General features: G+C 69.4%; 20 protein-coding genes. 11 read left to right on the plus strand and 9 right to left on the minus strand.

Annotated features, from left to right (window positions below; translation table 11 throughout):
- Positions 1–39: 39 nt before the first annotated feature.
- Both HEB94_RS06040 and HEB94_RS49040 read left to right on the plus strand, forming a co-directional pair.
- Positions 40–567, plus strand: coding sequence for a TetR/AcrR family transcriptional regulator (locus HEB94_RS06040; RefSeq protein WP_192748991.1), 528 nt, complete (start codon positions 40–42; stop codon positions 565–567).
- Positions 568–604: 37 nt separating this feature from the next.
- Positions 605–1,279 carry a serine hydrolase gene (locus tag HEB94_RS49040; RefSeq protein WP_202896168.1) on the plus strand — a complete coding sequence of 225 codons (675 nt, stop codon included), beginning with the start codon at positions 605–607 and terminating at the stop codon, positions 1,277–1,279.
- Between the two features lie 200 nt (positions 1,280–1,479).
- Here HEB94_RS49040 and HEB94_RS06055 read toward each other — a convergent pair whose 3' ends face one another.
- Positions 1,480–2,208 carry a GbsR/MarR family transcriptional regulator gene (locus tag HEB94_RS06055; RefSeq protein ID WP_192748992.1) on the minus strand — a complete coding sequence of 243 codons (729 nt, stop codon included), beginning with the start codon at positions 2,206–2,208 and terminating at the stop codon, positions 1,480–1,482.
- A 312-nt stretch (positions 2,209–2,520) separates the two neighbouring features.
- On the opposite strand from HEB94_RS06055, the gene HEB94_RS06060 reads away from it, so the two are divergent.
- Positions 2,521–3,705, plus strand: coding sequence for a serine hydrolase domain-containing protein (locus HEB94_RS06060; protein WP_238361441.1), 1,185 nt, complete (start codon positions 2,521–2,523; stop codon positions 3,703–3,705).
- A 30-nt stretch (positions 3,706–3,735) separates the two neighbouring features.
- Here the strand turns inward: HEB94_RS06060 and HEB94_RS06065 are convergent, their stop codons facing one another.
- Entirely contained in the window at positions 3,736–4,695 is a 960-nt protein-coding gene (locus tag HEB94_RS06065; RefSeq protein WP_192748993.1) for a DNA glycosylase AlkZ-like family protein, read from the minus strand.
- A 225-nt stretch (positions 4,696–4,920) separates the two neighbouring features.
- Here HEB94_RS06065 and HEB94_RS53380 point away from each other — a divergent pair, with 225 nt between their 5' ends.
- Positions 4,921–6,648, plus strand: coding sequence for a phosphodiester glycosidase family protein (locus tag HEB94_RS53380; RefSeq protein WP_192748994.1), 1,728 nt, complete (start codon positions 4,921–4,923; stop codon positions 6,646–6,648).
- On the opposite strand, the gene HEB94_RS06075 is transcribed toward HEB94_RS53380, so the two are convergent.
- Positions 6,612–7,583, minus strand: a complete 972-nt coding sequence (locus tag HEB94_RS06075) for a hypothetical protein (RefSeq protein WP_192748995.1) — start codon at positions 7,581–7,583, stop codon at positions 6,612–6,614. The two genes, HEB94_RS53380 and HEB94_RS06075, sit on opposite strands and share 37 nt — an antisense overlap.
- Before the next feature lie 326 nt (positions 7,584–7,909).
- Entirely contained in the window at positions 7,910–8,554 is a 645-nt protein-coding gene (locus HEB94_RS06080; protein WP_192748996.1) for a TetR/AcrR family transcriptional regulator, read from the minus strand.
- Between the two features lie 91 nt (positions 8,555–8,645).
- On the opposite strand from HEB94_RS06080, the gene HEB94_RS06085 reads away from it, so the two are divergent.
- A complete protein-coding gene (locus HEB94_RS06085) occupies positions 8,646–9,362 on the plus strand; it encodes a carboxymuconolactone decarboxylase family protein (RefSeq protein WP_192748997.1) in 717 nt (238 codons plus the stop codon).
- Positions 9,363–9,447: 85 nt separating this feature from the next.
- Here the strand turns inward: HEB94_RS06085 and HEB94_RS06090 are convergent, their stop codons facing one another.
- Positions 9,448–9,831 (minus strand): winged helix-turn-helix transcriptional regulator, encoded by a 384-nt coding sequence (locus HEB94_RS06090; protein ID WP_425550416.1) that lies wholly within the window; start codon positions 9,829–9,831, stop codon positions 9,448–9,450.
- Between the two features lie 68 nt (positions 9,832–9,899).
- Here HEB94_RS06090 and HEB94_RS06095 point away from each other — a divergent pair, with 68 nt between their 5' ends.
- Entirely contained in the window at positions 9,900–10,799 is a 900-nt protein-coding gene (locus HEB94_RS06095; protein ID WP_192748998.1) for an NAD(P)-dependent oxidoreductase, read from the plus strand.
- Positions 10,800–10,807: 8 nt separating this feature from the next.
- Here HEB94_RS06095 and HEB94_RS06100 read toward each other — a convergent pair whose 3' ends face one another.
- On the minus strand, positions 10,808–11,776 hold the full coding sequence (locus HEB94_RS06100; protein WP_192748999.1) for a GDP-L-fucose synthase family protein: 969 nt from the start codon (positions 11,774–11,776) through the stop codon (positions 10,808–10,810).
- Between the two features lie 198 nt (positions 11,777–11,974).
- On the opposite strand from HEB94_RS06100, the gene gmd reads away from it, so the two are divergent.
- The 3 genes from gmd (at position 11,975) to HEB94_RS06115 (ending at position 18,471) form a co-directional block, all read left to right on the plus strand.
- Positions 11,975–13,066, plus strand: coding sequence for a GDP-mannose 4,6-dehydratase (gene gmd, locus HEB94_RS06105; protein ID WP_337917491.1), 1,092 nt, complete (start codon positions 11,975–11,977; stop codon positions 13,064–13,066).
- A complete protein-coding gene (locus tag HEB94_RS06110) occupies positions 13,063–15,573 on the plus strand; it encodes a glycosyltransferase (RefSeq protein ID WP_192749001.1) in 2,511 nt (836 codons plus the stop codon). The genes gmd and HEB94_RS06110 overlap by 4 nt, the downstream gene beginning before the upstream one ends.
- 144 nt (positions 15,574–15,717) lie before the next feature.
- Positions 15,718–18,471, plus strand: coding sequence for a methyltransferase domain-containing protein (locus HEB94_RS06115; protein ID WP_192749002.1), 2,754 nt, complete (start codon positions 15,718–15,720; stop codon positions 18,469–18,471).
- Between the two features lie 26 nt (positions 18,472–18,497).
- Here the strand turns inward: HEB94_RS06115 and HEB94_RS06120 are convergent, their stop codons facing one another.
- Entirely contained in the window at positions 18,498–19,481 is a 984-nt protein-coding gene (locus tag HEB94_RS06120) for a sigma-70 family RNA polymerase sigma factor (RefSeq protein ID WP_192749003.1), read from the minus strand.
- Positions 19,482–19,627: 146 nt separating this feature from the next.
- Between HEB94_RS06120 and HEB94_RS06125 the strand changes: the two genes are divergently transcribed.
- On the plus strand, positions 19,628–20,191 hold the full coding sequence (locus HEB94_RS06125) for a dihydrofolate reductase family protein (protein ID WP_192749004.1): 564 nt from the start codon (positions 19,628–19,630) through the stop codon (positions 20,189–20,191).
- 93 nt (positions 20,192–20,284) lie between these two features.
- On the opposite strand, the gene rph is transcribed toward HEB94_RS06125, so the two are convergent.
- Positions 20,285–22,894 carry a rifamycin-inactivating phosphotransferase gene (gene rph, locus HEB94_RS06130; RefSeq protein WP_192749005.1) on the minus strand — a complete coding sequence of 870 codons (2,610 nt, stop codon included), beginning with the start codon at positions 22,892–22,894 and terminating at the stop codon, positions 20,285–20,287.
- Positions 22,895–23,076: 182 nt separating this feature from the next.
- Here rph and HEB94_RS06135 point away from each other — a divergent pair, with 182 nt between their 5' ends.
- Positions 23,077–23,718, plus strand: coding sequence for a TetR/AcrR family transcriptional regulator (locus HEB94_RS06135; RefSeq protein WP_192749006.1), 642 nt, complete (start codon positions 23,077–23,079; stop codon positions 23,716–23,718).
- Positions 23,719–23,763: 45 nt separating this feature from the next.
- On the opposite strand, the gene HEB94_RS06140 is transcribed toward HEB94_RS06135, so the two are convergent.
- The gene (locus tag HEB94_RS06140) at positions 23,764–24,456 is read right to left on the minus strand and encodes a VC0807 family protein (RefSeq protein ID WP_192749007.1); all 693 of its coding nucleotides are present in this window, start codon (positions 24,454–24,456) and stop codon (positions 23,764–23,766) included.
- Positions 24,457–24,663: the final 207 nt, after the last annotated feature.

Here is a 24,663-nt window from a genome sequence, read left to right on the forward strand (position 1 = left end):
AACCTCAGTGACGAGGCGGTACTGGCTGGCGTACTCCGGTTGGTGCAGCGCATCGGCCCGGAAGGTTTCACCCTCGCCGCGGCAGGGGCCGAGGTCGGGCTGTCCGCCTCAACTTTGGTGCAGCGATTCGGATCGAAGCGAGCGCTCTTGCTGGCCGCCGACCGATGGGGGGTCGAGCGTTGGGTGGGCGGCATGGACGAAACCCCGTCCGGCGGACCGGCGCTCGATCGGCTGATCGCCGGCCTGGTGCATGGGGTGGATTCTGAGACGACGGCAGAGGAGATGGCGAACTCGGTTTCCCTCCTCCAGATCGCTCTTGCCGACAGCGAGTTCCATGAATCCACCAGGGACGGAGCTGTCCGGCTGCGCGCCAAGATCGTCGAACGACTGCGTGAGGCCACAGCGAATGAGGAACTTCGGCCCGGGATCGACATCGACGCCTTGGCCGAGTTGGTCGAGATCACCTATCACGGCGCGATGATCAGCTGGGCCATTCATCGCGACGGCCCGCTGGTCACCTCGTTGAGAGCGAGGTTCGCCCAACTCCTGCAGCCTTACCGCGTCTGATCGAAGATCAGAAAGACATCGATGGGACTGCTGCACGATGAGTTGCGGAGTTCCTTCCTGCCGCTGGGGCGAGGATCGAACGAATGAAAGCATTCGCGCACAACACCGAGACCATCGAGGTGGTGGGGGCGCGCACCAACAACCTCCGCGATGTCACCGTGAGCATTCCCAAGAGATCGCCTTTACCGGGGTCAGCGGCCGCGGCAAGACCTCGTTGGCGATCGACACCATTCACAGCGAGGCGCAACTCCGTTACCTGAAGGGGCTCTCGCCGTTCGTCCGGCAGTTCACTACGCGCACCTGGCGCGCGGCTGAGTTCCCGGCCGCCAACATGCTCTCCGACGCGCGATCGGTGGCGCGGATATATGCGGCCACGGTCAGCGACGTCGACGTGGTGCGGCTGCTCGATCCGTCAACAGTCGAGAGCATGACAGTCGTCCAGACCGACAAGACGCCCATGTACGGGCTGCCGTCGGGGCTGCACATCCCGGCTGACCGCTCCTTCTACATGTCGCTCGGGTTCATGCGATCCTGCCCGCCAATGCCGATGGTCGGGCCGGGGTCGTTCGGCCACCCGGGCTCCGGCGGATCGATCGGCTTCGCCGACCCCGATGCTGGTGTCGGCTTCGGCTACGTCACGAACCTCTGGTCCTTCCGCGACGACTCGCGGGCGGCAAACCTGGCCAAGGCCGTCCGGTCCTGCCTCGGATGACGGGAGCGCCCTCGCGTGAGGGGGCTCCAGGACACTGCTGGAACTGGCAGCCCACCACGGCATCCCCGGCGCCGTGGTGGGCGTCGCCGAGGACGGAGGGAACCTCATTGGTGGCCCGCAGTTGCGCCTCGCACGCCGGACTGTCGGCGAGAGCGACGTTGCGCACGATTCCTTGGATCCACGCCGAAAGCGGCGAGAGGTCAAGCCTGTCGCCCGGCGTTCCGGACGGCCAGGCTGTGCTGCCACTCTTCGATGGCCTTGCGGTGGGACTCACTCACCAGGAGAAGGAGTTCGGCGGTGGACTCGAAGCGGGCGCCCGCAGGAGTCCCGACCCCGAGAACTTCGGCTCCGCGCTGCGATGCGGCCATCAGGGCGTTGTTCATCTGCAGAGTCGCGAGGAGGGATCGGAGCCAGCTCTGGTCGTCGATGACATAGCGTTCGCGGCGCATGCCGGGAGTTCGTTCCCGCCTGAGCATTCCCTGCTGTTCGAGGTAGGTGACGGCATGCGAGACGGACGCGGGGCTGACGCGAAGCCGCTGGACCAGGTCGGCGGCGGTGAGGATGCCGGCGTCGGTGATGTACAGGCAGGTCATCACCCTGGCCATCATCCGGGGCACCCCCTGCTGAACGAGGAGGTCGGTGAAGGACTCGGTGAAGTCCTGGACCGCTCGAGGGTCCCGCCCACGGCCGCTGTCGGGGGCCAGCGGCGCCGGAGGTTGAGGCTGCTTGCGTCGGCGCGCACGATGCCGTGTGGCCTCGTGCGCCCGGTCGGCCCTGTAACCGTCGGGTCCGCCATTGCGGGTGACCTCCCGCATGATGGTCGAGGCGGGCCGCGCCAGGCGCTTGCCGATCTCTGTGTATCCGAGCCCCTCGGCCAGCCCCGCAGCGATGTGCTGCCGATCCTGGTCGGTCAGTCTGCCTCCGGGCATCGGTGCTCGTCTCCCAACCGGTCGACGTGCGCGGACCTCGGCGCCCGCACACCCCGCTGCACAGTATGCATTCACGCGGAGGTCATTGCAATAGAAGGTCAGGGCGACCCATTGCGTTCAGCCTCAGGTTCATTGCAATATGGGCCGCGTTTCTCGGACTAGGTGAGACAAACATGCTCAGTTATTCGTTGACGAATTGTGAACGCAATGTACCGTCGCAGGAGTTCAGCGATTCCCGAACGTTGGCGAGATGCCAGTGGCGCGGTGATCCTGTCCGTTCAGTTGGATTCCACGACAGTTCCGAAGGAGCTCATGACCATGTCCGGCACCCACACCGACCACGACGAGACCTCAGCTGCCGGGCCGGATCGCCCGGAGTTGCAGAAAGCCATCCAGGAGCTGGTCGATTCCGGTTTCGCCGGGGTGCAGTTGCGCGTCAACGATCAGCGGGGAGAGTGGGTCGGCAGCGCCGGGGTGCGCAAGCTGGGCGAAGCCGCGAAGCCACCGACGAACGGGCGGTTCCGGATCGGCAGCAACACCAAGACCTTCATCGCGACCCTGGTGCTGCAACTGGTGGCCGAGGGCACGATCGGACTGGACGACCCGGCGGCCGACCACCTGCCCGAGTTCGAGCTGGACGGGCGGATCACCGTGCGGATGCTGCTGCAGCACACCAGCGGGGTGTTCAACTTCACCGGCGAGTTCTACGAGGACGGGACGATTGTGCCCGGAATCCCCTGGCAGGGCCAGGAGCGCGTGGACACCCTTTTCCACACCTACCAGCCCGAGGAGCTGGTACGGCTGGCATTGTCCAAACCGGCGCGATTCGAGCCGGGGACGGACTGGAGCTACTCCAACACCAACTACGTGCTCGCCAGGCTGCTGATCGAGAAGGTCACCGGCTGCCCGCTCGCTGAGGAGATGCAGCGGCGGATCCTGAGTCCTCTCGGCCTGTCGGGAACCGTGGTGCCGGACGCCTCACCGGAGATCCCCGAGCCGCATGCCCACGGCTACTACACCTACCAGGACGCCGGCCAGTGGAAGACGGTCGACGTCACCCGCCAGAACCCCTCCTGGGTCTCCGCCGGCGGAGACATGATCTCTACCACCCAGGATCTGCACACGTTCATCTCCGCCCTGATGAGCGGCAAGCTTCTGCCGGCCCCGGTGCTGGCCGAGATGCGCAAGCCGCACCCCAAGCTCGGCTACGGCCTGGGATTGTTCGTGCAGGACGGTACCTCGCCGTCTCCCTTTCCCGCGCCAAGCTGTGGCGTCACCGTCCTCACCCACAACGGCGGCTTCGCGGGTTATGGGGCGCTGATGTACAGCACGCCCGACGGCGGTACGACCCTGACCGCCTCGCTGACCACCGGGGACGCCAAGCTCGACTTCGCGCAGGTGGCGGAGGCGTTCGGGCAGGCGCAGCAGAGGCTCGTCGACGAGGTGTTCTGCGGCGGGCAGGCCGGGTCGGATGACTCGGCGGAGCCGGCTCGCTAGGCACGGCTGAGCAATGTGGACAGCAGGCGCTCAGGGCGCGGGCAGGATCCGCACGGTCATCGAGGCGCCCGGAACCGGCATGGACAACGCCTCCGCCTCGATGGCCGTCCTGGTCTCCTCCGACACGGGCTCGTCCAGTTTCACGACCACGCGGCCCTGCTTGCGTCCCCACCGGCCCGCGACCTGGCCGTCCACGACAAGTGCATGTGGATGGAACGTGTCATCGGCTGTGGACGCGTCGGTGCGCGCGAACAGCGACAGCAGCTTGGAGTCCTCCGCCGGCAGTAGCCGGACACCCTCGGCAGCCGGTGCTGGGGCCAGCGCCTCCTCGTCCGCGCGCAGGATGACCGCCGCACGGCCTTCGTAGTCGACCTCGAACAGTTCGTTCGACATCCGCTGCCACGTCGGCCTGGCGTCGCGCGGGGTGAGGCCGGCCCACCAGGCGAACGTCGCGGGCGTCGTGGGGCCGAACGCGTGTACGTAGCGCCGGCACAGCTCCAGCCGGGCGGCGTCAACGTCGACCTGCGGTCGTGGCACCTCGAACACCGCCATCGATCGAGCGTCCCAGCGGATGGCGATCCGGCCCGTGGGAGCGGCGCCGCGCACGATCCGGGCGATGGGCTGGGGCAGGTCACGTCCGCGCACGCTGCGCCCGTCGAGAAATGCGCACACCTGCTCCGCGTACGCCTCGGCGGCACGGCGTTCGTCCGGGTCGACCGGGGAACGGCCGAGGGTGAACACGCCGAAGTCCCTGCGTGGGAGGACGTAGGCGGCGGCGCGGGGACTGTAGGTCTGGATCAGCCGCGGGTCGGCCCAGCCGTCCGGCTCGCAGCCGTTCACCCGTGCGTGCAGCGACAGCAACGCCGACCTGGGGAAGCTGTCCTGCAGCCCGACGTGGGCGGCCTGCTCGTAGGCCCCGAAGGGCAGCCGGTCGATCAGGTGGTGGACCCGCATCCGGTGGGCGACGGCCTGTGCGTGACTCACCCGCATGGCAACCCTCCGGATCGACAGGGACACGCTCCACAGCGACACACAAGGAACGCCGCGCCTGCGCGTTCGCTCCAGGGAAGCTACCCGGCAAGCAGGACAGCGGCCGTCCCACTTCCGCACCCACCTCGCGGATGCGTTGTTGGCTGTGCGCGGTGCGCACCGGCTCCCAGGTGTTCGCCATGGAGGGTCCGATGCCCCGTCCGGGGCTGTTCATGTCATGGCCGGGTGCCCGCTGGTTCGGGCGCCTACCGTCGGGAGACCAGCATCATGATCGAGGAGTCGCCCGTGAGACGTCCGTTCCAGCTTGGCGCAGTCGCCGTGACACTCGCCGCCGCGAGCATGGCCGCATCCGCACTGCCCGCCATCGCCGCTCCGCCCGCCACCGCGCCGGCGGCCTCGGCGAAGGGGCCCGCCGCCAGCGGGTTGCCCGCCACCCCGCTCCCGCTCGGCCCGGCAGACCTGCCGGAGACCCGCGACACCGTGGAGCTGGCGCCCGGCGTGGACCTGACCACGATCGTGCGTGGCGCCGCCACCACGACCGACGGCTGGCAGGACCGGGTGCTGCTCCCACCGGACGGGCAGGCCGGTTCGACGCCCGACGCGACGAAGGCGACGCGGGCACTGGGCAGTAAGCAGACCGCTGAGGCGGTCGCCGGGCAGCTGCGCGCCGCCGGGTTCGGGCCGACGTTGCTGCCGGTGAACACCCCGGCGTTCGTCGGGGTGCCCGCCGGCACCGTCGGCTACGAGGTACGCCTCGGCCACTACGCCAAGCAGGCCGACCTGGCGCCGCAGGAGCAGCAGCTGAAGGCTGCCGGCTTCAAGTACGGAGGCGTCTGGACCGCCGAGGACGCCAACTCCACCAACGGGCCGTGGCGGGTGTACGTGCTGAGCGTCGACCCGCACAAGTTCGACGGTCACATCGCCTCGGCGATGGGCAGCTCCGTCGACGTCCGCACCCACCTGACCACGCTGGCCGAGCGCTACGGCGCACTCGCCGGCACCAACGGCAGCTACGGCACCGCCTACGGCGACACCGCCGGCATCCACGTGGCCGACGGTCAGCTGCTGTCGGAGGCCAACAACGGGCGCACCGGGCTGATCCTCACCGACCACGGGCGCAAGACCAGCCTGCGCATCGACCAGCTCTGGACGCACCTGTCGGTGTCCAGCAACGACCACGCGCAGACCACCCTGTCGGGCTTCAACCGGCACCCGGGCGAGATCCTCGACTGTGGCGGGCGGCCTGACGACCAGCCGACGTCCATCCCGCAGCACGACGTGACCTGCAAGAACCCCAACGAGCTGGTCCAGTTCACCTCGGAGTTCGGGGCGAACAGCTTCACCGGCACGGCCCCGGGCGTGGAGGTCACGCTGAACGCGGCCGGCACCGTCACGGCGGTGCAGGAGAGCCTCGGTGCGGCCATCCCGGCCGGTGGCTCCACGGTGCAGGGCATCGGGACCGGCGCCGAGTGGCTGCGCCAGCACGCGCAGGTCGGCCGGCGGCTGCGGTTCGACGAGCGGGTCACCGACTCCAAGGGCAGGACCGTCCCGCTGCGCCGTGGCGTGTCGATGATCGGCGCCGGGCCGACCCTGGTCCGCGACGGCAAGGAGTACGTCACCGCCCAGACCGACGGTCTGGTGCACGTCGACGGCGACCCCACCTTCTACGACAACTGGGTGGCGCGACGCAACGGCCGCACCATGATCGGCACGGACGCCCGCGGCCGGATCCTGATGGTCGCCGCCGACGGCCGTAACCCGGGTGTCAGCGTCGGGTTGACGATCGGGGAGACCGCCGGGGTGATGCGCGCGCTCGGCGCCACCTCCGCGCTGAACCTTGACGGCGGCGGCTCGACCGCCATGGTGCGCGGTTCGGAGCTGGTGAACCACCCCTCCGACGCGACCGGTGAGCGCTTCTACGCCGACGTGCTGCTGCTCCTGCCCCGCACATAGGCCACGGTCTCACCCGCTGGGGCCTCGGCCAGGTTCTCACCTGCCGGGGCCCTGGCCGGTGACGGGGCCGGGTAGACCGGAAGGTCCCAGCCGCCCGTCTCGACGCCGCTCCGTATCCGGAGGAGAAGCTCGGCGCTCTCGTCCAGAGGCCGGTTGTAGAAGAGCACGACCGCGAAGCTGCCGCGGTCGGCCCAGGCACACACGGTCATCGGGAGCACGCTGCCGGCTGTGGTCTTCTCCTTCGCGGAACCACAACGGACATAGCCTCCGTGTGGGCCAGCGGGCACGTCATGCAGGTTGCTGATCGGCAGCTTCATGTTCCTGAAGCCGCTCTCGAGCGCGATCTGAGGACTGGGGAAAGCGCCGCTCGCACCGGTGAGGTGGACGACTCTGTCCTCGGCCGACGGGTCCTGATAGTAGGCGTCGAGGGGTTCGACCCACGGCACTTGCTCGCGCAGTTGCGCGACGACTCGCTCCGTCTCGCGTTCGAACGCGGGATCGGTGATGAGCTCCAACCCCGCCAATCTCGCCGGCCGCTTCAGGTTCGTGCTGATGCTGCCGGGCCCTTGGGCGGTCTTGTGCGTTGGTGTGGCGCCCGTGACCGGCGTGGAGCTCGGCCCAGGCGTCTGGGCGGAGGTGGCGCTGGATCTGCCGGCGTCGGCCTGGGGGCGGCCGGAATCCTGCTCGGCCGGGTCGGTGCCGGACAGGTCGATGCCGGAGAAGCTGAGGGCGGCGACCAAGGCAAGGCCGATCGGACCGACCGTCAGGGGGTAACGCCACCATGCCCACCTGATGCCGCTTCTGCGGGCGAGCAGGACGGTGACCAGCCCGGCGAGCGCGGCTGGAGCCGCCCAGCTCACCGTCCGGCCGGCGAAGGCCTGGCCGCTGGTGGGCGCTCCCAGAACGAGGTCGGCCGCCAGGATGCCCACGGTCACGAAGACGACGGCGGTGACCGAACTGCCGGCAGTGGCCGACCGGTTCGCACCTCGACTGGTCGGTCCTTTACGTTGCCTCACTGCGAACCCCTCTCACCTGCCGCGCCGCCGCCTCTGGTGGACGGACCCGCGCATGCCGGGCCAGGTGGAGTAACGCCGCCCCCGCCGGCCAGGTCACGGAGGCATCCCGGAGAGGTCACGCGGAAGCCGAGGAGCGGGAGTCTCAGCCCTGGCCTGCTTCGTGACGTCGCTCGCCTCGTCGCCGAGGCTCAGCACCACCCGCAGGATCGCGGCGAGCTCGTCGTGCTGACGCTGAGCGCGCCGCCCTACTTCTGGTTCGTGCGGTCGGGTGGCTGCGGGAGGCCGACGAGTTTGACGAGAAACCGGTCGACCTGCTCAGAGGCCGGCGACCAGGGCAGGTCGGGCTCGTTGATGCGCTGCGACAACATGCCGTTGACAGCGGTCCGTAGGTCGATCGCGACGGTCGCGGCATCATCAGGCGCTGCGACCCCCGCGTCCATGCACTGCTGCACCTCGGCGACGGTGCGTGCGACCAGGACCTCCTTGAACGGCATTCCGAGCCGCCGGTGGACCTTGCTCTCGTGGAGCACCTTGTAGAGGCCGGGGTGCCCCTCCGCCCAGGCGACCTGCGCCAGGATGCGCGCACGCAACTGAGCCGCCGGGCCATCCGCCGCTGCCGCGGCATCGTCGCCGGCACGGACCAGGTCCTCATGACACCGCCGCATCGCCGCCAGGACGAGCGCGTCGCGGTCGGCGAAGTGCAGGTAGACCGAGGTGGCGGCGATCGACACCTCGCGCGCCACGGCACGCAACGACAGCGCCTCGTCGTCGGCGAGCTCGTCGAGCATCCGCACGGCAGCCGAAACGATCTCCTCGCGCAGCCGTTCACCCTGCCCTCGGGCGTTGGGCCGGCGACGGGCAGCCGTACTCGAGCCCGGATTCGCATCCATAGGACCAGATTGTAACTGGACACCGATAGCGCTACGGTCGTAGCACTACGGCTGTTCAGTTAGCGTGACAGGAGTCCTCACCGTGACCCTCATGAGCGACACCAAGACCAACTCCGACACCACGACGAGCACCCTCGACCTCACCGAGCTGGATCCGGTCTTCGCCCAGATGGGTGCCGCGACCGTCAGGCACGCCGGCGCGGTCCCCGAGCTGACCGACCGGGAGAAGGTCTTCCTGCAGGTCGTCGCGGACGTCTGCCAGCCGGCCCTGGGGCTCCCCTTCGAGATGCACGTACGCCGGGGCCTCAACAGTGGCGTGTCCACCGCGGACATCCGTGCTCTCCTGCGCCTCGTCTCCTACGACACGGGCTACCACGCGGCACTGGCCGCGTTCGAGCGACTCGCAGAGATCGAGGCCGCTGCCGGTCTGCCCAGACCCGACACCGAACCACTCGCCGCCGACCTGCTGGAGACCGGACCCGGACCGGAGGCGGCCCGCGCCTTGCTGGTCGAGCTCGACGACCACTTCGCCGAGCACTTCCTCCTGCAGTCCCGGATGCGGAGCGGATACGGGCCCGGCACGCTCAGCGTCCGGGAACGCGCGTTCGCGACCATGAGCGTGGACGTTCACTACCAAACCCTGGAAGAGAGCTTTCAGATCCACATCGGCCGGGCCCTGGGCGCCGGCGCGTCCCGCGACGACGTGCGAGCCGTGCTGCGCTTCAACGCCCAGTTCGGCATGACCAGGGCCTGGCGCGCCTGGAAGGCACTGAACGCCCACCTCGCCCAGCTCGACACCGCCGACTGAGCCCGAAGCCCCACTCCACAGCAGTGCACCGGCCGCCGCTGGGGCCCCGTCGTGGCGGCGGCCGGCGTTGGCCGGACGGCTTGCCCTAAGCCGGCGCGCCGTGCGTACTCTCGACGCCGCCGAGGACGTTCTCCCGTCCCCACGCGCCGAGCGGCGCCAACGCCTGGTTGAGGGAGACACCGCGGGGGGTGAGGGAGTACACGACGCGGGGCGGCACCTCGTTGTAGTCCTCCCGGTGCACGATGGCGTCGTCCTCCAGCTCCCGCAGATGGGAGGCGAGGACCTTCTCGGTCACCCCGGGCACCAGCCGGCGCAGCTCACCGAAGCGGCACGGGTGCTCACCGAGCGCCCACAGGATCAGCACCTTCCACTTGCCGCCGATGACGTCCATCGCGGCGTCGATGCCGCACACGTACGCGCCCGGCCGTCGCAGCGTCGCCATCGCGGTGCCTCCCACCTGCTCGCTCACCTCGGGGCCACCACCCACTTCGAAGTGCGTACTTGTTGGCCCCTGACCTGCCGACCACCCTAGACGGCATGACCGCGAACGCCACGTCCCCAACTCCGCTCACCCTTCTCGGGACCGGCGCCATGGGCAGCGCCCTGGCCCGCGCCTGGCTCGCCGCCGGGCACCCGGTCACCGTCTGGAACCGCACCGCCACCAGGGCGCAACCACTCCTCGCCGAAGGCGCGACCCTCGCCGCGACGGCGGCGGAGGCGGTCGCCGCGAACCAGCTCGTGGTGGCCTGCCTGCTCGACGACGCCTCGGTGGGTGATGCCCTCGCCGACGCCGACCTGGCGGGCAGGGACCTGGTCAACCTCACCACCGGCACACCCGGGCAGGCCCGCGACCGTGCCGCGTGGGCGCAGAAGCGTGGCGCCCGGTTCCTGGACGGCGGGATCATGGCGACCCCGCCGATGATCGGCCAAGCAGGCGTTGGCGGCTACGTCTTCTACAGCGGCTCCCGCGACCTGTTCGAGGAGCACCGGGACACCCTGGCCGTGCCGACCGGCACCACCTACGTCGGGGCCGACCCGGGCTTCGCCGCCCTGCACGACGTGGCGCTGCTGAGCGCGATGAGCGGCATGTTCGCCGGCATCTCGCACGCCTTCGCGCTCATCCGCCGGGAGGACATCGCGCCGAAGGAGTTCGCCCCGCTGCTGGCCGGGTGGCTGGCCGCCATGGCCCCGGCCGTGCACCTGACCGCGGAGCACCTCCACAGCGGCGACTACACCAGGGGCGTGGTCTCCAACCTCGCCATGATGGTCGCCGGCAACACCACCTTGCTCCGCACCGCGCAGGAGCAGGGCGTCAGTACGGAGTTGCTCACGCCCTACATGGACCTGATGCAACGCCGCCTTGCCGCCAGGCACAGTGAGGAGGACGGTACCGGGATCATCGACCTGCTGCTACGCGAACCCGGCTCGCTCAGGTAGCCGGCTCCTCACTCTGCCCCGGCGCGAACCTGGGTGTCGAGGTGAGCGACGGTGCGCTCGTACCACGCGTAGGTGGACTCGATGCCGCTGCGCAGACTGATCCGTGGGGCCCAACCGAGCCGGGTGATCCGGGAGATGTCGAGCAGCTTGCGGGGAGTGCCGTCGGGCTTGCTGGTGTCCCATTCCAGGTCGCCGTCGTAGCCGACGACGTCGGCGATCGTCTCGGCGAGTTCGGCGATGGTGAGGTCGGTGCCACTACCGACGTTGACCGGCCCCGCGTCGTCGTAGGTCTCCAGCAGGTGCAGGCAGGCGCGGGCCAGGTCCTCGACGTGCAGGAACTCCCGCCTGGGACGGCCCGAACCCCACAGCTCCACCCGCTGCGCCCCCTGGAGTTTCGCCTCGTGGAAGCGGCGGATCAGGGCGGGCAGCACGTGGGAGGTGAAGGGGTCGAAGTTGTCGCCCGGACCGTACAGGTTGCAGGGCATCGCGGTGATGTAGGGCAGGCCGTACTGGCGGCGTAGCGCCTGGACGTGGGTGATGCCCGCGATCTTCGCGATCGCGTAGGCGTCGTTGGTGGCCTCCAGGGGGCCGGTGAGTAGTGCGTCCTCGCGGATGGGCTGCGGCGCGAACTTGGGGTAGATGCAGCTCGATCCCAGCAGGAGCGCGTGTTCGACGCCGTGCTCGGCGGCGGCGTCGAGCACGTTCACCTGGATGCGCAGGTTGTCGGAGAGGAACTGTGCGGGGTAGGTCGCGTTGGCCATGATGCCGCCGACCTTCGCCGCGGCGAGGATGACAACCTGGGGTTGCTCGGTGGTGAAGAACCCTTCGACGGCTGCCCGGTCGCGCAGGTCGAGTTCTCCCGATCCGCGTCCGACCAGGTTCGTGAAGCCCTCCGCGAGCAGGTGGCGCCACAGCGCCTGGCCGACCAGGCCACGGTGACCGGCCACGTAGATCCTGGCCGAGCGGTCCACTCGCATGCGACCTCCGGGAAACTTCGGGGCGCCTCCACACCGGGAGGTTCTGGCGTCGTTGACACTTTCCGCGACCCCGGGGACCGGAAACCACGCAACAGCGGGAGCCCAGGAAAGATCGACCACCCGGCGATGGCGCGTTCGTGGATTTCCGGAGGGGTTGAATGGGTTTATCGGCCCCCACTGTACGGAATTGACGGGATTGTGGGGACGCCGAATTCGGAGCGGGACCTGTCGCGAAAGAGGGTTGCCGATTTGAAAACGGCTCTGATCACTGGGGTGACCGGGCAGGACGGGTCCTACCTCGCGGAACTGCTGCTGGACCGGGGATACACGGTTCACGGGCTGGTGCGCCGCGCCTCGACGTTCAACACGCACCGCATCGACCATCTCTACAGCGATCCGCATCACAGCGACACCCGCTTCTTCCTCCACCACGCGGACCTCTCCGACGCGTCGCGACTGCTGGAGTTGTTGCAGACAACGGCGCCGGATGAGGTCTACCATCTGGCCGCCCAGTCCCACGTACGCGTCTCGTTCGAGGAACCCACCTTCACCGGCGACATCACCGGCATGGGCACCGCGCGACTGCTGGAGGCGATCCGGCTCACCGGAGCGGAGTGCAGGTTCTATCAGGCGTCCAGTTCGGAGATGTTCGGTTCCTCCACACCCCCGCAGCACGAGGACACGCCGTTCCAGCCGCGCTCGCCCTACGGGGCCGCGAAGCTCTACGCGCACTGGATGACCCGCTCCTACCGCGAGGCGTACGGCATGTTCGCCGTCAACGGGATCCTCTTCAACCACGAGTCGCCACGGCGGGGCGAGACGTTCGTGACGCGGAAGATCGCCCGGGCCGCGGCACGGATCAAGGCCGGCCTGCAGGACCGGGTCTACCTGGGCAACCTCGACGCGGTCCGGGACTGGGGATACGCCCCGGAGTACGTCGAGGCGATCTGGCTGATGCTCCAGCAGGACTCGCCGCAGGACTACGTCATCGCCACCGGCACGGCCAGTTCCGTCCGCGACTTCGCCCGGCTCGCCTTCGACCGGGTGGGCCTGGACTGGACCCGACACGTTCACTACGACCAGCGCTACGAGCGGCCCGCCGAGGTGGACGCGCTGATCGGGGACCCGTCCAAGGCCGGGCGCGTCCTCGGCTGGAAGGCCCGGGTGCTGGCCCCCGAACTCGCCGCGATCATGGTCGACGCCGAGGCCCGCGCCCTCGCCGGTCAGGCACCCGAACGCCAGGAGTGGCCGGGCGAGCCCCTCCCACAACGGCGGGAGTGGAAGGGATGAGCGACGACTGGAGCCTGGCGGACTCAGCCACCCTGGAACACCTCATCCTGATCCCCCGGGGCGGGCTCGGAAACCGCATCCGGGCGATCGGCGCGGCCCGACGCCTGTGCTCCCTGTCCGACGCCAAACTCACCGTGGTCTGGGACTTCGGGAACTACGAGGCGCTGTTCGCCGCGGGCCCGGAGGTGGAGGTACTCGACCGACTGCCCGCGAACGCGGACTCCCTGCGCCGCATCAACGTTCCGATGTGGTCCGAGGGCGGCACCCGCAACAACCGGCGCGTCCCGCTCCGCGAGGACCACACCCTCATCGTGCAGTCGCTGTTCTGGTTCTGCGCCGCGGAGGAACCCCTGGTCGGCGAGGACGAGGCGCTTCGGGAGTGGCTGCCGCAGCCCGCCCAGGCCATCCAGGACACCGTCACGGAGATCACCTCGGCGCACTTCACCCGCACCGTCGGCATGCACATCCGGCAGGGCGACAACAACAGGCGGCTGGTCGTCACCCCGATCGAGGACTTCGTACGCGAGGCCGAACGCGTCATCGCCGAGGACCACACGATCTTCCTCGCCACCGACAGCGCCGAGACCGAACAGCTGATGCGCTCCCGGTTCGCCGACCACATCATCGTCTTCCCCAAGAACTGGGAGATGCCCTTCCGCTGGCCGCGCCTGGCCCCGGGCGGGGGAGGAACCGAACTCCTCGCCGCGGGTGAGGAACTGGTCCCCGACTTCGTGGACATGCAACTCCTCGCCGCGTGCGAGTACGTCATCGGCTCGACCATCTCCAGCTACAGCCGCCTGGCGGCCCGCTACAACGGCTCACCACGCTGCCTCCTGCTGCCCGCCCCACCCATGCACCCGGTCTGGGGAAGGGGACTCGAACCCGAGCGGAAGTGGCGCGACCGGGCCAAGGCAGCAGGCGACCCGGGAGCCGAGCGGGACGGCCAGCCACGGATCCGGCGCAACGACCACAGCATCCTGTCGGCTCCTGAGCTCGGGCAGTGGGAACCCCGGCTGACGGTGTCGGTGGTGATCCCCGCCTACGGCCGCCAGGACAAGCTCGACCTCACCCTGGCCAGCCTCGCGGCGCAGACCTATCCGAGCCACCTGATGCAGGTGATCGTCGTCGACGACGGCAGCGACCCGCCGCTCCGCCTTCCCGAGATCGCGCCGGAGAACACCACGCTGATCCCCAGCGCACCGGGCGGTTGGGGGGCCGGGCACGCCCTGAACACCGGCGTCCAGGCCGCCGACGGTGAGGTGATCCACCGCCTCGACGCCGACATGCTCCTCCACCGCGACCACGTCGAGGCGAGCATGCGCTGGCATCACCTGGCCGACTACCTCGTGGTGATCGGTTACAAGCGCTTCGTCGACTACGGTGCGGACCCGCACTCGCCCCACGACGTGCACAACGCCGTCGCGGCAGGAGACGCCGACAAGCTGTTCGACCTCGACCAGACCCACCCGAGCTGGATCGAGACGGTCATCGACGCCACCGACGGGCTGCGCAGCGCGGACGCGGGCGCCTACCGGGTCGGGACCGGCCAGACCATCTCCTTCACTCACCGGCTGTGGGACGCGTGCGGAGGGGCCGACACGGAACTGATCCGCGGCCAGGACGTCGAGTTCAGCTTCCGGGCCGCACAGGCCGGCGCCGTCTTCGTCCCCGATCCCCAGGCGCGCGCGTTCCACCTCGGGCTGTCGGAGATGCTGACCCGGACAGCTGAGGGAACCAGATTCCGGGAGCCCTACCTGGGCAACCGGGTGCCCTGGCGGCGCCGCTGGCGCCAGGAGACCGGACGTCAGTGGATGGTGCCCTACGTCGACGTCGTCGTCGAGGTGGGGACGGCTTCCTATGAGGAGGCGCGCGCCACCGTGGTGGGCGCGCTGGCCAGTGACATCCCCGACGTACGCGTCACCCTCGTCGGGCGATGGTCGGAGCTCACCGATGAACGCCGCCCGCCACTGGACGACCACCTTCTTGATCTCAGGCTGCTGCACGAGTCCTTCGTCCACGACGCACGGGTGCGGCTCCAGGACTCGGTACCGCCCACCTCCGCGCCCGTTCCGTTCCGGTTCCACTGCTCGCCCGGCTGGGTGCTCAACGCCGACGCGCTACGCAGGCTCGTCGAACTCGCCGACAGCCAGTGCGACGGCATCGTGTCACTGGCCCCTCCCCGCGGATCCGGAGCGAGCATCGGGCGTCTGGAGCGAACCGCTGCGATCGCCCGGGCGCGGTGGCTGGCCAAGGACGGCGAGGACCTGGACGACATCGTCGCCACGGCCTTCGGGACCCACTGGATCGACGGCACCCAATGGGCGTTGACCCCGGCCGCGGACAAACCCAAGCCAGCATCGGTGACCGCACTCCACGACCAGATTCGCACGTTGAAGACCGAGGCCGCGCGATGGGAGAAGGAAGCCACGCGACTCAAACGCAAACTGCAGGAGCCACTGAGTAAGAAGCTGCTCGAAGCCGCCCGCAGGAGGATCACCCGCCGATAAGAAGCGGCTCATCCCGCCCAGACGGACGCCCCGAAAACCCTTTCAGCGGCGATAGCCCAATCGCCGTTAAACAAAAGTGATCACGTCGTCCATGATGTACATCTGAGGCTTCGTGTGTAACTCGAGAAAGTGTGTCGGAATTTCATGAAGTCTCTCGTTGACCCGAGCGGTATTCCCCCCGACGCGGCGCCCGGCAAGCACCTGTGGACCATGCCGACGGCACGGGGCGCCCGGGAACGCATCGAGTGGCTGGTCGGGCAGGCCCGGGGCGACGTGCTCGACGTCGGCTGTGGACAGGGCGGCGTGTCCATCCTGTGCGCCCGGCGCGGCCTGAGAGCGGTGGGTGTCGACATCGACCCCTCCCGCATCGAGCAGGCACTCGCCACACGCGTCCGAGAGCCCGACCCGGTGCGCAACCTGCTGTCGTTTCGGGTGGCGGACGCCACCGCGCTGGACCTGCCCGATGCCACGTTCGACTGCGTGGTGATGGCCGACACGATCGAACACGTCGAGAACGCCTCCTCCCTTCTCGCCGAGGGGGCCCGGCTGTTACGTGCCGACGGCGTACTGGTGCTCACCGCAACCTTCGGTTTCGTGCCCCGCGATCATCCCGTCACCTTCTACGTCGCCTCGCTCCTCGAACTACTCGCCCGGCACATGACGATCCAGTCCCTGGACATCGTCGACGGCTACTTCCGGGTCGTCGCGCGGCCAGGCCCCACCTCCATCGAGGACCGGCTCCGACTCGACGCCGACCTCCAACCCGCGTTCGAGGCGGCGCTGCTGGACGCGCAACGCAAGGCCCACAACGAACGCGCCGCCATGGAGACCCGGCTCCGCGAGGAGATGCACCGCACCGAACGCTCCCTCCGCCAGCGCCTACGGGAGGAGACCTACCGCGCCGAGCACGCCCTGTGGCAGGCCCAGTCGATGAAGGCCCGCCGCTGGTGGCGCCTGGGTGAGGTCTTCTTCACCGCGGGACAACACCCCTCGGCGGTGTGGCGGATGCCACGCGACCTCGGGCGGGTGCTGCGCCCGGTGCCACGCCCGAAGAAGCCGGAACGGCTGCTGCCGGCCGCGGCGGCGAAGGAGCAGCCGAGCCTGGACGCGGTGAACACGCCGCGACAGGTCCCCGGCACGGGAACCGCCCTCAGCCAGGCCACCTCGGGCCCGCTCTGCGCCGTCGAACTCCCCACCGGGGCCGGCTTCCCTGACGGCCCGGTGGCCCGACCCGACCTCACCGTGGCCGCGATCCTCGACAAGTTCTCCGAAGCCGCCCTCGCCTATGAGTGGAACCAGGTCCAGCCCGGACCGCAGGACTGGCAGGAGATGCTGGAAGCCACCCGCCCGGACCTGCTGTTCGTCGAGTCCGCGTGGTGGGGCAACGCCGGACGCTGGCGGGCCATCGTCACCGCGGCCGGGGCGCCCAAGCAGCAACTCTGCGACCTGGTCGCCTGGTGTCGGCAACGCTCCATCCCCACCGTCTTCTGGAACAAGGAGGACCCCTCCCACTTCAACAAGTTCATCGAGACCGCCAAACTCTTCGACCACGTCTTCACCGTCGACGCGGACTCCGTCCCCCACTACCGGGAGGTTCTCGGCCACGACCGGATCGGGCTGCTGCACTTCGGAGCCCAGCCGCGCGTCCACAACCCGGTGTCCGTGCCCGGCGGCCGCAAGTACCCCGTGGCGTTCGCGGGCACCTACTACACCCACAAGCACCGCGAACGGGTCGTCCAGATGGACACGGTCCTGGCCCCCGCCCGCGAGTTCGGCCTGCACATCTTCAACCGGATCCACGACAACCCCGTCTACCGCTTCCCGGCGGCCTACGCCGATCACGTCGTCGGCACCCTGCCCTACGAGCAGATGCTCACCGCCTACAAGGCGTACAAGGTCTTCCTCAACGTCAACTCCGTGACCGGGTCGCCGACGATGTGTGCCCGGCGGGTCTTCGAACTGTCCGCCTGCGCGACCCCCGTCGTCTCCGGTCACTCCCGCGCGCTGGAGGAGGTGTTCGGGGACCTCGTCCAGCTCAGCCAGTCCCCCGCGGACACCACGACGGCTCTGAAGGAACTCCTGGGCGACGACGAGACCCGCGACCGGCGCGGCCACCTGGCGATGCGAGAGGTCTTCACCAAACACACCTACGGGCACCGCGTCGACACCGTGCTGGGCGCGCTCGGCCGGCCCACCACCCGACCCGAGCCCACCGTGTCGGTGATCTTGTCGACCTGCCGACCCGAGCAGCTGACCCACGCCATCGAGCAGGTGGCCCAGCAGGTCCACCGCCCCCTCCAGCTCGTCATGGTCCTGCACGGCATTGGCATCGAACCCGAGGTGGTCCAGGACAAGGCGCGGGCCGCGGGAATCCACGACGTCGTGGTCCGCGCGGCCGACGCCGGCCTGAGTCTGGGGGCGTGCCTGAACCTGGGCATCGAGGCGGCCGACGGCCGCTACCTGGCCAAGATGGACGACGACAACCTCTACGGCGAGCACTATCTGGCCGACCTGCTGCACGCGTTCTCCTACACCAGCGCCGGCGTCGTCGGGAAGGGCGCCCACTACGTCCAACTCCAGGCCAGCGGGGTGACGATCCTGCGCTTCGACCATCTCGAGCACACCAGGTCCAAGCGGGTCCAGGGCGGCACCATCGTGGCCGAGGGCGACCTGCTGCGTCAGTTGCGTTTCGCCGACCTTCCCCGTGGCGTCGACTCCGACCTGCTGCGCCGCGTCCGCGCCGAGCAGGCGGAGATCTACTCAGCCGACCGGTTCAACTTCGTCAGCGTCCGCAGGGACGACCCGAGCACCCACACCTGGAAGATCAGCGACGACGAGCTCATGGCGACCGGTCGGGTGGTGTGCCACGCGGACGAGGCGAACCAGGTCCTGTTCTGAGGCTTCTGAGGCCCGCCCCGCCTCGGTCAGTGGCCTGGTTCGAGGACGGGGCTGAGTTCGAAGGCCGCGAACACACGGGCGTCCTGGAACACCACGTTGGACGCGATCCCCTGCGCGGTCACGGTCAGCACCTGCAGCGTGTGCAGCCGCAGCACGCCGGCCTCGTCGGGGCAGTAGGCCGCCAGCGCCGGCTGGCCGTTCGCCGCCGTCGCGACCATCCGCCAGCCACCGCCCCGCGTCGCGAAGACGCGGGCGATGAACCGGCCGTAGTCGAGTCGACCGGCGTACCACAGCGGCACCGGCGGCATCTCCAGGACGGCGTCGTCGGTGAGCAGCGTCACCAGCGTGTCCACGTCCGCGGCCTCGAACGCCCGGACGTACCGCTCGACCGTCTCCCGCACCGCCCGGTCCTCCGGCGCGCGCACCGTGGTGTCGCGCGGCGCCGCCTGCGCCAGGGCGGCCCGGGCACGCTGCAAGGCGCTGTTGACGGCCGCGGTCGAGGTGTCGAGCTGCGCCGCGACCTCCGCCGCACTGAACTCCAGCACGTCCCGCAGCACCAGGACGGCCCGCTGCCGCGCGGGGAGCAGCTGCATGGCCGCGACCAGCGCGAGCCGCACGCTGTCGCGTTCACTCGCCCACGCCGCTGGGTCCACCTGGTCTCGGCGCAGGTAGGTGTCGGGCAGCGGCTGCAGCCAGGGCACCTCGAAGTCCGGCACGATCGGTGCGTCCGGGTCCTGACTCGCCGCGCCGAGCCCGGACGGCAACGGCCGCCGCGCCCGCCCCTCCAGCTCGGTCAGGCACGCGTTGGTCGCGATCCGGTAGAGCCACGTACGCAGCGACGCCCGCCGCTCGTCGTAGCGGTCGCGGGCCCTCCACGCCCGGAGCAGGGTCTCCTGGGCCAGGTCCTCCGCCTCGTGCACCGAACCCAGCATCCGGTAACAGTGCACCACCAGCTCGCGACGGAACGGAGCCGTCGCCGCGTCGAAGTCCGACCCGACAGCGGCGGCCATCCGCGTACTCCCTCATCCGTCCTCCCCGTCCCGGGGATCGATGCCGACGATATCCGCGGTCACCGATGAGTCCGGCGGTGCCCGCCGGTAGGTACCAGCGACGGCACCACGGCAGGGCCCGCGTCCGGGCCCAGGAAAGGATCACCATGAACCGCGTCATCGTCATCGCGTTCACCACGCTGGACGGTGTGGTCGAGGATCCAGACGGATCCGATGGCACCCCAGGCGGTGGCTGGGCGTTCCGGCACGGCCCCGAAGCCGTGGCCGGGGACAAGTTCAGGCTCGGCTCCCTGCTGGACACCGGAGGGCTCCTGCTGGGCGGTGGGACCTGGCAGCTGTTCGCCAAGCTCTGGCCCAACCGGACCGACGACTTCTCCCAGCGGATGAACGCCGCCCAGAAGTGGGTGGCCTCCCGCACCCTCACCGACGTCAGCGCGTGGAGCAACTCCACCCTGATCAACGGCGACCTGGGCGCTGAGGTGAAACGGCTACGGGAGGAGCGGGACGTCATCGTCATCGGCAGCCCCAGCATCGCCCAGGCCCTGATCGAGGTGGACCTGGTCGAGGAGTACCGGCTGATGGTCTTCCCGACCGTGCTCGGCTCCGGGCGGCGGCTGTTCACCAACCCCGCCGGAGCAGGCGACCTGCGGACGGTCTCCATCGAGCAGGTCGGCCCGACCGCGTTGCTGCGCTACGAGCGGGCCCGTTGACCTCGAACGAGGCGACAGCCTGATCCGCGGCTCCACGAGGAGAATCGGTCGCCGCCGACCTTCCGACTCGATCGGGGTCGGCGGCGCGGTTCGTCATGTCGCGGGGAGGATCTCGACGTAGCCGTCGGTTCCGTTCACCCGGATCCGCTGCCCGTCCTCGATCAGCCGCGTGGCGTTCTGCACCCCGACCACGGCGGGCAGGCCGTACTCCCGTGCGATCACCGCGCCATGGGTCATCAGGCCCCCGACCTCGGTCACCAGGCCCGTGACCGCGACGAACAGGGGCGACCAGCTGGGGTCGGTGTAGGCCGTGACGAGGATGTCGCCCGGTTCGAGATCGGCCTCGGCGATGTCCAGGATGACGCGGGCCCGCCCCTCGATGGTCCCGGCGGAGACCGGCAGACCGACCAGCGCATCGGTGGGCAGGTCCTCGCGTCGGTAGGTTCCGGCGATCGCCTCGCCGTCCGAAGTGAGCACCCGAGGCGGGGTGAGCGCCTGGTAGGACCTGAACGCTTCCCTGCGCTGACCGATGAGCTCCTCATCGACCTGGCCCGTACGTACGACCTCGTGCAACTCCTGGAACCTCAGGAAGAAGATGTCCTCCCTCTTACCGAGCACGCCGGCCCGCACGAGGCGTTCGGCCTCCTCCAGCAAGGCCTGCTTGTAGACGAAGTAGCGGCTGACCATGCCGTACTTCGGATACTCCCGGTACCCGGTGAACGTCCGGAGGCGGTCGATCATCGGCTTGGTCTCTTCGGCCTTCGACTCCCCGTCGGGCAGGGCCCGCAGGCGCTCCAGCAGTTCCTGTTCCTTCTTCGCTGCCTCCTGCCGTCCCTGCTCGAAGCGGCGCGCGCCGGCGCCAGGCTCGAAGTTCTCGACGTTGGCGAGGATCATGGGCACGAGCGTCGTGGGGCGTTCACCCCAACGGGGCCGGGTGATGTCGATCTCGCCGACGCAGCGCATGCCGTAGGTGTCGAGGTAGGCCCGGATGGCCTCGGCCGCCTCCCGCCCTCCCTCCAGCTCGGCCAGCTTGTCGAGGAAACCCTCGTCCTCATCGCCGACCTCGTGCAGGAAGGCGACGACCTTGGGATACGGGCGGATGACGTCCGCGACGTCCAGGAGCGCCAACCCCATCTCCGAGGTGACGTTGTGCGGGGCGGACTGCGCGAGCGTGTCGGCCACGTTCTTCTCCCCCAGCCACTCCTGCAGCTGCTCGTTGAGCCACCAGGCGGCTTCCATCCCCGCCATGATCACCTGCATGCTCCGCGGATCGAACTGGACCCGCTTCATCTCCTGGATGTCGGCCAGGATGAAGTCGAGCAGCGCCGAACCGGACGCCGCCCGGATGTCGCGCTTCGCCTCGGCGATGGAGGCCTGGGTGCGCTCGATCAGCTCGGTGACAATGGCCGGATCGGTCTCGACCGCGGTGGACGACCCGCTGCCCGGCGGCACCCAGGCGGGGCCATCGTCGGTGACCGACGGGAGGAAGCCGTCGCGCTCGAGGACGGTCTGCAGTGCGTCCCCGATCAGCGGATCGGACTTCCCCAGGGCCCCCACCAGGCCGGCCCGGCTCGCCGGGGAGGCCAGGGGCTGGGTGACGTCGACGAACAGTCGCCCGCCGGCCTCGGCCATCGGCCGCGGCGTCGTCATCTGCCAGAACGAGAGCCCCAGCGGCTTCATGGGGTCGGTCATCATCTGCTGGTGACCGACGGAGACGTAGACGTGGTTGTCCTGGTCGTCGGTTTCGGGGATGGGGAACAGCGTGGTGATCGGCCGGCTCTGGACGATCTGGAAGTCGTCGTCGACCAGGCACCACTCGATGTCCTGGGGGGAGCCGAAGTGCGCCTCGATCCGCCGGCCCAGCTGCGCGAGCTGTACGACCTGCGCGTCGGTCAGTGCCGGCTCGTCCTGCCGCGCCGGCTCGATCGGTTGTTCCTGGGTTCCCCCTGCCGGTGAGGCGACGATGGCCCGCTGCTTGGTGGCGACCGTCCTGGCCACGATGTCGCCGTCGCGCACCTGGTAGACGTCGGCGTTGACCAGGCCGGAGACCAGGGCCTCGCCGAGACCGAAGCTGGCCTCCACGGAGGCGACCTTTCGGTTGGACGTGACGGGCTCGGCCGTGAAGAGGATGCCGGCCGCGTGCGGGAACACCATCTGCTGCACGACCACGGCCATGTCGACCTTCCGGTGGTCGAAGCCGTTGCGCAGGCGGTAGGTCACGGCCCGCTCGGTGAACAGCGAGGCCCAGCAGCGGCTGATGTGCTCGAGGATCGCCGCCGGCCCCACGATGTTCAGGTAGGTGTCCTGCTGCCCGGCGAAGGAGGCCCCGGGGAGGTCCTCGGCCGTGGCGCTGGATCGGACGGCGTAGGCGGCTTGGTCACCGAACCGGGCGAGTGCCTGGCCGATCGCCGCCGCCAGATCGGCCGGGATGACGATCCGTTCGAGGCTCTGCCGGACCTCCGCGCTGATCGCGCGGATCGCGTCCCGGTCGTTCGAGTTCAGGCGCGAGAGCCGGTCGAGCTGCCCGTCGATGGAGGCTGCGTCCGCCATGACCTGCCGGAAGGCGTCCGTCGTCACGCAGAAGCCGGCCGGCACGCGGACGCCGTCGATGCGCGAGAGCTCTCCCAGGTGCGCACCCTTGCCGCCGACGACCGCGACCTGCGTCTGGTCGATCTCCTGCAGATCGAGCACATAGCTACCCATCCGCCTACCTTCCCGTCGAGCCTCTGCTTCTGAACTGCCACGGCTTCTCGACCGCCATGGCTTCTCGACTGCTAGGGCTTCTCGTCTGCCGCTGGCCCGTGCCGCACAACCCGGGCGTTTGCGACAAGCCCCAGCCTGTCGTTACAGTCACTGAATATATACCGTCGCTAAAGGACAGGACGATGTCAAGCGCCCAGACCGAAGGACTCCGCGCACGCAAGAAACGCGCCGCCCGAGAGGCCATCGCCGCCACCGCCCGGCGGCTGTTCGCCGAACGCGGCTTCGACACCGTCACCGTCGCCGAGGTCGCGGCCGCCGCCGACGTCTCGGAGAAGACGGTCTTCAACCACTTCCCGACGAAGGAGGACCTCGCCTTCGCCGGGCGCGAGAACGGCCTCGAGCAGCTCGTCGCCGACATCACCCAGCGCCCAGCCGGCGCCTCCGTCCTCGACGTCTTCCGCGCGCTGACCACCTCGGTGATCGACAACTTCGTCATTCCCGGGAACGAGGACCTCCTCGCGGTGGCCAAGATCATCAGGAACAGCCGCACCCTGCAGGAGCGCCTGACCGTGGGGTGGGAGTCAGGTGCCGCGGCCGTCACCGCCGCGATCGCCCAGACGACAGGCGCGGCCGAGGACGACCTCGTGCCCGGAATCGTCGCCCGCACGCTGTGGTGGACGCACCGGTCGATCTTCCTGCACGCGCTGCACGGCCTGCTCGCCGAAGAGGACCGTGACCAGCTCGTCGTCCGGCTCCGCGACGCCGCCGACCGGGCCTACGACCAGCTCGCCAGCGGGCTCGGAAACTACGGCAGGCGCAGCTGACATCCGCGTCGGAGCTGGTTCAGGGAAGGCAGGCGCCGAACGCGCCTACACCAAAGGAGGAGGAGGTACGGACCGCGCCTTGCGCGCCGACGGTGCCCACGCCAGGGCGTAACCCCCGGTGCGCAGCGACCGCCGGAACCAGATGTAGGACGCGGCGAGCCCGGCGAGGAAGAACGGGATGGACGCCGTACCCGCGACCGGGACCGACCACGCACCCGCCGTCAGCAACATCCCCAATGTCAGGCTTGCGTTGACAAGCAACACCCCTGCCCACAAAAGGGATATGCGTTGGAAGAAGTTCCGGATGGGCGCCGACTTCACCAGCTCCGCCGGCAGCGGACAGAAGTCCTCCGCGAGCCGCTGGATGAGCGGCCGGTTGAACGGGATCGTCACCAGGAAGGCGACCGCGAACAGATACGTGGTGATGGTCGGCTGCAGGAAGTAGACCTCGGCCGAACTGGTCAGGGCCGACATGGCCACCTGGATCGTCGTAAGACCGGCAGTCGCCACGAGTAGGGCGGAGGGCCCCTTCCGGGTGATCACCCGCACCAGGATCGCCGCGTAGGCCCACGTCAGCGAACCGATCAGGGCATAGTGCAGACCGGCGAACATGAGCACGACGTAGAAGACGACAAGCGGGGCGACGACCGTCTCCATCAGGTTGACGGTGGCGTCCAGGGCGAGTCGCAGCCGCGCCGGCAGGGTGATGACCTGAGGTCTGGCCAAGTGGTGCGACATGGCACGTAACTCCCTGCTCCGGCGGACGGGAATGGCTCCCAGCGTATGTCTGGCCCCTTGGGGCCGTGGCCAACCTGGAATGCCTGGATCTCGCGGGTCGTCGGTCCTTGCTGGCCCACGTCCGCGTGCCCCTCGACACTCGCCGACGGTCGTCGACGTCGTTGCCGCTCGGCGTCCTTCGGTGTTGTCACCGTCGTCCCACGCCGC

Source organism: Actinopolymorpha pittospori (assembly GCF_014873875.1).
Classification (GTDB): Bacteria; Actinomycetota; Actinomycetes; order Propionibacteriales; family Actinopolymorphaceae; genus Actinopolymorpha; species Actinopolymorpha pittospori.